This window comes from Coxiella endosymbiont of Ornithodoros maritimus, assembly GCF_907164965.1.
Lineage (GTDB): Bacteria > Pseudomonadota > Gammaproteobacteria > Coxiellales > Coxiellaceae > Coxiella.
Map to the genome: position 1 here is coordinate 1 of NZ_CAJRAM010000051.1, position 8,743 is coordinate 8,743.

Consider the following 8,743-nt stretch of genomic DNA (forward strand, 5'->3'; position numbering starts at 1 on the left):
AAAGCCGTGGTAAAAACCAATGAGGATTGTCAACGGGTACAGCGCAGCCGGGGGGATTTAACGGCGCTGCCGGTTTATGCGAACGGGGAGGGACATTCATCAATTTCATCTGTTTCTGGCAAGTTGTTGGTGTTTATTGGGTTAGTTCCTCCACAACACGCGAGTGAGAATAAGGAGGTCTTGTCGCGGATTAGTAAACGCGGCAATGTGATGTTAAGGACGTTAAGGTAAAACCTGAGGTTGATGAGGCTAATTCATGCGGTGGCTCGGTGAAGCCGCATATACGTTCTTTTCGTCAAAACTGATTGTTGACAACAACCCTGGGGCCATATACGTATAGACCAAAGCAGAATACGGGAAAATAATGATCTCGTCTATCATCCCCGTATTTCACTGCGCTTCATACAGGCTACTTAGTTAATTGATTAGTTTAATTAATCACAGATAATCGTACAGCCTTCTATACTGCTAGCGCCACAGCTAGTGGTATAACCTTTTTCAGACACCATAAATCTGCATTGACCGCTTTCGAATTTTTGATACAAGCCAGAGTAGGTGTCGGAAATAGTAATAAAATGCCTGAACAGTAGCCACAAGTAAGGGAGTCACCACCCACCCATGCTTGTTAAACTCTTTGTTACCAGGATCGGCAGCTATAGAATCCCTTGAGTGAGGGTACACTTGAGTGCCATTTTTATTTAAAACACTCCAACACTGAGGGCTGACTTCCTTAAAATGCAAAACTTCTTAAATCGAGACTTTTACAAGAAGTCACGCCAACAATAACGGCGTTAAAAAACAATCCCGTCATGAAAATAATAAATAGTAAGTTATTCATTTCGCCCCCTAGATAGAAATCACTCGATTAGTATAGTACATTTTCAGATCACCAGGCTTCGGAAGTGCTACTATGAGAAGAATCTAAATAAACGAATTTCGCGCTCTCTAACGCTCCTCCTGGTCCTCATAAGGATTTAGATCAGTTTTCAGTTTGACATGGATGGGAACGCCGATAAAATTGAGTGTTTTGCGAAAATAATTGGAGAGGTAGCGAGAATAGGATTGTGGCAATGATTTTGTTTGCTTACCATGTACCACAATCGTTAATGGGTGGCGACCGCCTAAATGCGCGTAACGTAAGCGAATTCGACGACCTTTAACTAAAGGAGGTTCATGTTCCGCTACGGCTTTTTCCAAGACCATGGTCAGCTGAGCTGTCGTTAATTCCTGTTGGATGGATTGATAAGATTCCCGAATTGCTCGAAATAATTTGCCTACACCGGTTCCATACAGTGCGGAAATAAAATAACGACGCGCAAAATCAACGAACGGCATACGTCGATCAATAGCATTGCGCACATTGTCACGCTCTTCTATTTTTAGGCCATCCCATTTATTTACAGCAATGATCAAGGACACTCCAGCTTCAACAATCCGATTTAATAACCGCAAATCCTGTTCAGTCACGCCTTGACGAGCATCTAATACAAAAATAACTACATCCGCCGTATGCATCGCCTCTAATGATTTAATCATTGAAAATTTTTCAACATAATCTTGTATTTTACTGCGCCGGCGAATGCCTGCTGTGTCAATCAACGTATAATTTTCGTTGCCGCGGGCAAAAGGGATATAAATACTATCGCGAGTGGTTCCCGGCTGATCGTAAACAATAACCCGTTCTTCGCCCAATAATCGATTAATAAGCGTGGATTTTCCGACATTGGGACGGCCAATCATGGCGGTTTTAATGCCGACTTCTTTTTCAATAACTTCTTTTTTCTCAGGCAAATTTTTTAAAACTTGAGTCATTAAATACTTGACGCCTCGCCCGTTCGTGGCAGCAATAACGTGAGGTTCACCAAATCCCAATTTATAAAAATCGCTTTGTACAATCGCCGCTCTTGCTCGATCAGCTTTATTTACGGCCAAAAAAATTTTTTTCCCTTTTTTGCGTAATCGTTCGGCAATGATTTCATCAGCAGGAACTAACCCTGCCTTCGCGTCCACTAAAAATAAAATGTAATCGGATTCATCGATTGCCTGCTCAGCCTGCGTTTCTGCCAGTGGCGCTACTTCTTTATTTTCCGTATCGACCAAGCCGCCTGTATCGACCACTAAAAGACGCTGAGAATCAATAGTGGTTTCACCGTATTGACGATCGCGCGTAACACCTAAGACATCGGTCACTAACGCAGCCCGACTTTTAGTTAAATAATTAAATAATGTGGATTTGCCGACGTTGGGTCGCCCAACGATGGCAATGACTGGAAGCATTGAGGTTCTCTCCCTTCATTCCTCCAAGCATCCCCTCCGCAAACGGAAAGAGGGTCATCAGATGAAGAAATTTTAAATTTACTCCCCGCGGCCTGCCCCGGGGTATTTTTATTCCGAAATTTTCGTTGTTAAATAGGGGTCGTTAATTCCCATCGCTTTCATACTCTTTTGTGCGGTTTCGTAAAATTGTTTAGCCGACTCGCGATTCCCCATGGCTGCGTAAATATCGCCTTTAATTTCGTCCACGAGCGGCTGATAAGCCTGATCATCAACCGTTTGCAATAAATTCAAAGCCGCTTTCAGGCGATTCTCGGCTAATAAAATTCGACTTGCCCGCAAGCGCGCCAATTGTTTTAAATCCGGAACAGTGGCATTTTTCATAACCCACTGCAACTGATCCAATGCCGACGGTAAATGATTTTGCTCAACCGCTCTTTTTACATTTAAGAATGAGGCCATTGTTGCATAAGGAGTTTTACCATAATCCTTAATCAGTCGGTCCGTTAACGGCTTTGTTTTATCCCACGAATTTTGCGAAGCCAATATTTGCAATTGTATATAAAGCGTAGAAGCGTGTTCTGTTTTCTCCAATTGATGATGACGCCAATACCGCCATCCAAATCCAATCAATAAACCAATAACGATAACAAGAGCAATAAGACGACCATAATCGCGCCACCATTTTTTTATCATTTCAATTTGTTCTTGATCGGAAAGAAGTTCTGTCATTGTTTCACCTGACTTTTTATTCTCAACCTTCGGATTTCAAATAAGAAATTAAGGTATCTCGCGTTAAACTCTTTTGCGGCACTGTTTCTCGCAAATGTTTTAGCGTCACTGTATTCGTTTTTATTTCTTCTTCACCGATAATAACCGCCCATTTGGCCCCACTTTTATCGGCCCGTTTAAACTGACTTTTTAAACTGCTGCCAGTCAAATCAGCTTCGATGACCCATTCAGGCAATACGTTGCGAAGCTGTTCCGTCATCAAAAGCCCTTCTTGAATTACTGCTTCCCCTGCTATAACGACGTAAATATCGATCTTGTCGACGCATTTTCGCACCCCACGTAATAATAACACTAATCGCTCTAATCCTGCAGCAAACCCCGCGGCCGGAGTTGGTTTGCCGCCTAACAACTCGACGAGGCTATCGTAGCGCCCACCCGCACAAACAGTACCTTGCGTCCCCAGTTGATCAGTTACCCATTCAAAAACGGTGTGTGTATAATAGTCTAATCCTCGAACTAGTGTGGGATTCACGATAAAAGGCACTTCTGCTTGATCCAACACTCTCCGCAATTGATCAAAATAGTGTCGCGATGTCTCATCCAAATAATCGATTAGCTTGGGTGCTTCTGCAAGGAGCGGTTGTAGCTCGGGATTTTTACTGTCTAAAACCCGTAAGGGATTCGTGTGCAAACGCCACCGGCTACCTTCGTCCAGTTCCTTTTCACGCGATTGCAAATAGGTGACTAATGCTCGCCGGTAAGCATTTCGCGAGTCAAGCGTACCTAACGTATTTAATTCGAGATGAATATAAGATTCCAAACCCAGCGCTTTCCATAAGCGCAAACACATAAAAATCAACTCGGCTTCAATGGGCGCTCCCGCCATCCCATAAGTTTCAACGCCGAGCTGATAAAACTGGCGATAACGTCCTTTTTGTGGACGCTCATGGCGAAACATTGGCCCTAAATACCACAAACGCTGAATTTGATTGTAAAGCAAGCCGTTTTGGATGCCGGCCCGCACACAGCCTGCTGTTCCTTCCGGGCGCAAAGTAAGGCTATCGCCGTTGCGATCGGTAAAGGTATACATTTCTTTTTCAACAATATCGGTGGCTTCTCCGATCGTGCGCTTAAAAAGAGCCGTTTGTTCAACGACGGGGAAACGAATTTCACGATAATGATAAGCAGATACCACCGAACGGCAAGCATTTTCCAGAGAAGACCAATAAGGGATCTCTTCGGGTAAGGTATCGCTCATTCCCCGAATCGCTTGAATGTTTTTCGTCAATGATTAGTTCCTGAAAAAGTTATCTTATTCTTGTATTTTATGGCCGTAGCTTGCTCCGTCAAATTTGTATTGATTGTTTCATTAGTATCCGCTGAGTTCACTAACGTTTGTTTTAAGGACAAATTCTCTTGCGGTGAAGAAATAACTGACTGCAATTGCCCAAGAATATGTTTTTTGCCTTGCCACCAAACGCCCACAGAGACGATCAACACTACCAATAAAATAACCGTAATCCACCGAAGCATTTTGCCGTTAATCATCTGTTTCGATCTTAAAACAACTGGCACCGCGTGGTGTTTCACAGGTCTTTCTACTTCGGCTTTTACCCGTTCGAACTCTTCCTCCAATCCCATTTCGTTAAATGCAGCCATCACCTCATCCGGCGATATGCCCACATAACGGGCATAAGCACGTAAATAACCGCGCCCGTAAATTAATGCAGGGACATGGGAATAATCGTCTTGCTCAAGACCTTTTACCCATTGAATGCTAAGCCGTATCTCTTTCGCAACATCGCTTTGCTGAAGATTCTTCGCCTGGCGAGCCTTGCGCAAGAGGATACCAGGTGTCTTCGCAGTGCTGTCCGAACGTGCGAGATTGATTCCCATATCGATCGGGTTTTCCGTCATTGGTCGCATTCCTATGGTGGTGTATTTATGGGCATTATAAACTGACTCCTGGCGTATCTGGAATAAGAAAGCAATTTCGCTAGAGCCTATACTATGCTTATCACAATCCGTTGATTCCTGTGCTGCGGTGCTCCAAAATGAGCGAATACTGAATCAACATAGCGAATTGTTAACAGGCCCTAATGATTGATTGCAGGAATAGGGCGGTTAAAATCGAGATCTTGTTTTTGAAGCCAGCGTCGCTGCCGCCCTGTTCGATCGTGAAACTGGCCAGCCAATTGACCACAAGCACCGGCAATATCGTCCCCTCTTGTTCGTCGCACTCGAGTATTAAAACCAGCATCAATTAGGTATTTTTGAAAAACGGAAATAGCCAACTCTGTCGAACATCGATAAGCTGTTCCTTGGAAAGAATTAAAGGGAATTAAATTAATTTTACACGGCACGTCGGCTAATAAACGAATTAATTGCTCGGCATCAATCAAACGATCGTTCATTCCCTCGATCATCACATATTCAAACGTGACGCAACGTTTACTGTCTCGGGAATAATAATCTCGGCATAAAGGAATTAACTGGTCTAACGAATACTTTTTATTAAGCGGGACCAACACATTTCGCAAAGCATCGTTAGGTGCGTGTAACGAAACAGCTAAAGAAACCGGACTTTCTTTGCGCAAACGACGCATAGCGGGCATTATACCAGAGGTACTCAACGTCACGCGGTATTTAGATAAGCCATAAGCGTGATCATGCATCATTAAATGCATCGCTGCAACCACCGCTTCGTAATTAAGTAAAGGCTCACCCATTCCCATCATTACGACATTAGTGATTTTATAAGGCGATTTTAACAACCGGGCGGCTAACCACACTTGTCCGACAATTTCAGCCAAAGTAAGATTACGATTAAAGCCTTCTTTTCCTGTCGCGCAAAAACTGCAATTCAAAGCACAGCCCACTTGCGAGGAAACGCATAAAGTGCCCCGTTTACAATCTGGGATAAAAACCGTTTCAATTTTATTATTATCCGCTAATCGAAAGAGCCATTTGTGGGTTCCATCAGCCGAAACGCGCTCTAAAGCAAGCTCCGGCACGCGGACGAAGGACGCCTCACTTAACTGTTGTCGAAACGATTTGCTGAAGTCGGTCATTAAAGAAAAATCGGTTAATCCGCGTTGATGAATCCATTGCAATAGTTGCGTAACACGATATAGTGCCTGGCCTTGGGATGCGATAAAGCCTTGTAATTCAGGTTCACTTAAGTTTAAAAGATTAATTTTTTCTGTCATGGTTGCATTCTAATTCATTCATTTTTGGGAAAAACCTTAAGTTATCGTTAAAAATCGATTTGATATTTCTCCCGTTTTTGATTATGTCTATCTAGACATTTTATTATATCAATATAATTCTAAATAACATATCCACAACTAACTCACTCATTACGTCTGTTACATCTGAGATAAGGCTGAGCAAATTTGGGTTTTAACAGTTATCAGCCTATAAGGAGATTTTTATACCTGATTTTGAGTTAGAGCCTATCGAAAAAATATTAAATTTGTCGCGTACACACTGGCATTTAATCTTGTGAAAGCGAATAAACCCGAGAAAAAAACATTAAGTTGCTTAGATTATTATTAACAGAAGGAGTGAGTGCCGACCAAGAAAGAACTCGAGAGGCCGCGTACCTTATTTTTCAATATAAAATTCCTTTTTGTCGTATGATATTTTTTACGTTCGTAATTAATTATATCGATAAATTAACTTCTGTTGGAGAAGAAAAAATCCAAGATGAAGAGTGGTGGAACGTTCTAAAGCAGGCTATTGTTTTTTTAACTATCAATTAATTCAACTCTCAAAAATCAAGATAATAATTTAAACGAAACTGATTCAAAATTACTTTCTGATATAATTTTTAATTGCATTATTAAAGAAAGCATTCAGGAAATTCGCGATTCCTTTGGATTTGATTCTACCAGCCAACCAAATTTATCCCAATCTGATTTCAAAAAGATACACGTTATGTATTGGAGCAAGCTTACTAGCCATCTCTCCACGGATTGTAAGTTAATATCAAGTTTATTACCAAAAAAATCTATCAAAGAAATTCAAAGCGAGTGTAAAACTCAATTTAAGATTCACGATAAAGAATTTGGAAGCGTTTAGATGAGGCTCTGAGCATCACCTGTAATCAGATAAAAAAACATTAAAACCTGCCTCCCGGATCCAATTCAATCTCTTCTTCTTTTCCAGCAGAAAAAACGACTACAGCATTTATTTCGAAGAAGAATCGAAAGAAAAAAAGGTTCACAACGTTATAACATTAATAAATAATGGAGCTCGCTTAGATCTCCAAAACAAAAAAGGCGAAACCCCACTGGAAACTACGGATGAAAGTGGCAATACAATTTTTCATTTACTAGCGCGTACCTTTGCCGAAAACGAAAAAGCCTATTTCAAACTCATTGATACCGTAATGAAGTGTGAAAAAGATTATTCTAACAACCTCAAGATGATAAAGCGCTCTTTTACTAAGAACAAATAAAGATAAAAAACACCTTATGAAGCAGCAAGCGAAACGGCCTCCCAAAAATGGCAAGCCCTTCAGAGAAGGATAGATTAGAAAACTTCTATACAACAAGGTTTTAACGACATAGTGAACTATTTATACGAAGAATTAGACGAAACACACAACAAATTTTTCAGTAAAAAAGCGCATAAATTTTTAACTGAAAAATTAGAGAAGGTCTACGAAGCAATCCAACAGTTTCGAGAGGGGAAAGATTCTGAATCTATTTTAAAGGATTTGTATGATAAAGTTAGTAACGCCACCATCTGCTCGACTTGTTCCTCGAAATTACAGAAATTGGTTGATGAGATAGAACATAAAAAATAAGAGAGATAATCGCTATTCAGCAATCAAATTTCCCCTCCCCTCAAGCGAAAGCATCCCGGGAAGTGAAATAATCCCCTTTACATCCTCATGTGGCAACATAATTCCAAATCTGCGAGAGCCGTCCTCAACGAAATTAGTGGATCTCATCTTTGAGCAACAGATCCATTATTTAAATATCATTTACCTGAGAACGAGAAAAAACAGGAAGATTTTACCTCACTTGAAGGCTCTCGAACCCCATTGGAATTAACTTTATACCAAGCTTTTGAAAGTGAAAAAGATAGAAAGTTACGATTAAAGTGTTTGGATGAAGCAACTCGTACACTGGGGCCCCATTTGGGGTTATCTTCACGTTAAATACAATGAGTGTTCAGGCTCAGATAAATAAAAAATTGCTAAAGAAAAACTCAATATAGTTAGAGTTCAGCATAAGCTAGTGATAGAAGGACAAGCCATACTGAAGGCATTAGAAACAATTAAAATAAGCGAGGAAGTACAGAAAAAAGAGACTCCTATGATTTTTTTATACTCCGGGAACCTTGCATTTAACTGAGGAGGTGATGTTGCGTTTATTATCGAATGAAGCTGACAGCCGAACAAACAATACGCGCTGCGTAATTCCTCTCATTACTACAAGTCACGGACGTCTCAGACTTCGTCATTCCTACGCAGGCGCCTAGAGCTCAACTTAAGGGGGCGAGGTAAAGAGGGAATATCAAGTAGTTGAAAAAATGTCTGTCGTTTCCGTGCGTAGGCTGCCTACCGACAGACAAAGAATCGAGGGCTTTCACGGCCGAAGCCACGGGAGTCCTGGCTAAAAGGCTAAGAAAAACACCGATGGTGCTTTTCTTAGCCTTTTAGCCAGGATCCTCCCGACTCGGCCGTGAAGGTTTTGTATGCTTCAATTAATACAGCAGATGCCCC

The 8,743-nt window shown here is 41.4% G+C and carries 7 protein-coding genes and 1 pseudogene; 3 read left to right on the forward strand and 5 right to left on the reverse strand.

Annotated elements, in window-relative coordinates:
• Positions 1–225, forward strand: a pseudogene (locus tag OWO34_RS05580) (transposase); the annotation flags it as partial.
• Positions 226–945: 720 nt separating this feature from the next.
• Here OWO34_RS05580 and der read toward each other — a convergent pair.
• The 5 genes from der to rlmN form a co-directional block, all read right to left on the reverse strand.
• Positions 946–2,277: a ribosome biogenesis GTPase Der gene (gene der, locus OWO34_RS05585; protein WP_267256831.1), complete on the reverse strand. Its 1,332-nt coding sequence runs from the start codon at positions 2,275–2,277 to the stop codon at positions 946–948.
• A gap of 108 nt (positions 2,278–2,385) precedes the next feature.
• The gene (locus OWO34_RS05590; protein ID WP_267256832.1) at positions 2,386–3,006 is read right to left on the reverse strand and encodes a YfgM family protein; all 621 of its coding nucleotides are present in this window, start codon (positions 3,004–3,006) and stop codon (positions 2,386–2,388) included.
• A 22-nt stretch (positions 3,007–3,028) separates the two neighbouring features.
• A complete protein-coding gene (hisS, locus tag OWO34_RS05595; RefSeq protein ID WP_267256833.1) occupies positions 3,029–4,294 on the reverse strand; it encodes a histidine--tRNA ligase in 1,266 nt (421 codons plus the stop codon).
• A complete protein-coding gene (locus OWO34_RS05600; protein WP_267256837.1) occupies positions 4,291–4,902 on the reverse strand; it encodes a helix-turn-helix domain-containing protein in 612 nt (203 codons plus the stop codon). Before OWO34_RS05600 ends, hisS begins: the two co-directional genes overlap by 4 nt.
• A 200-nt stretch (positions 4,903–5,102) precedes the next feature.
• Positions 5,103–6,215, reverse strand: coding sequence for a 23S rRNA (adenine(2503)-C(2))-methyltransferase RlmN (gene rlmN, locus OWO34_RS05605; protein WP_267256834.1), 1,113 nt, complete (start codon positions 6,213–6,215; stop codon positions 5,103–5,105).
• A gap of 330 nt (positions 6,216–6,545) precedes the next feature.
• Here rlmN and OWO34_RS05610 point away from each other — a divergent pair, with 330 nt between their 5' ends.
• Both OWO34_RS05610 and OWO34_RS05615 read left to right on the forward strand, forming a co-directional pair.
• Positions 6,546–6,770: a polysaccharide deacetylase family protein gene (locus OWO34_RS05610; RefSeq protein WP_267256835.1), complete on the forward strand. Its 225-nt coding sequence runs from the start codon at positions 6,546–6,548 to the stop codon at positions 6,768–6,770.
• Between the two features lie 809 nt (positions 6,771–7,579).
• Positions 7,580–7,819: a hypothetical protein gene (locus OWO34_RS05615; protein WP_267256836.1), complete on the forward strand. Its 240-nt coding sequence runs from the start codon at positions 7,580–7,582 to the stop codon at positions 7,817–7,819.
• Positions 7,820–8,743 lie beyond the last annotated feature (924 nt).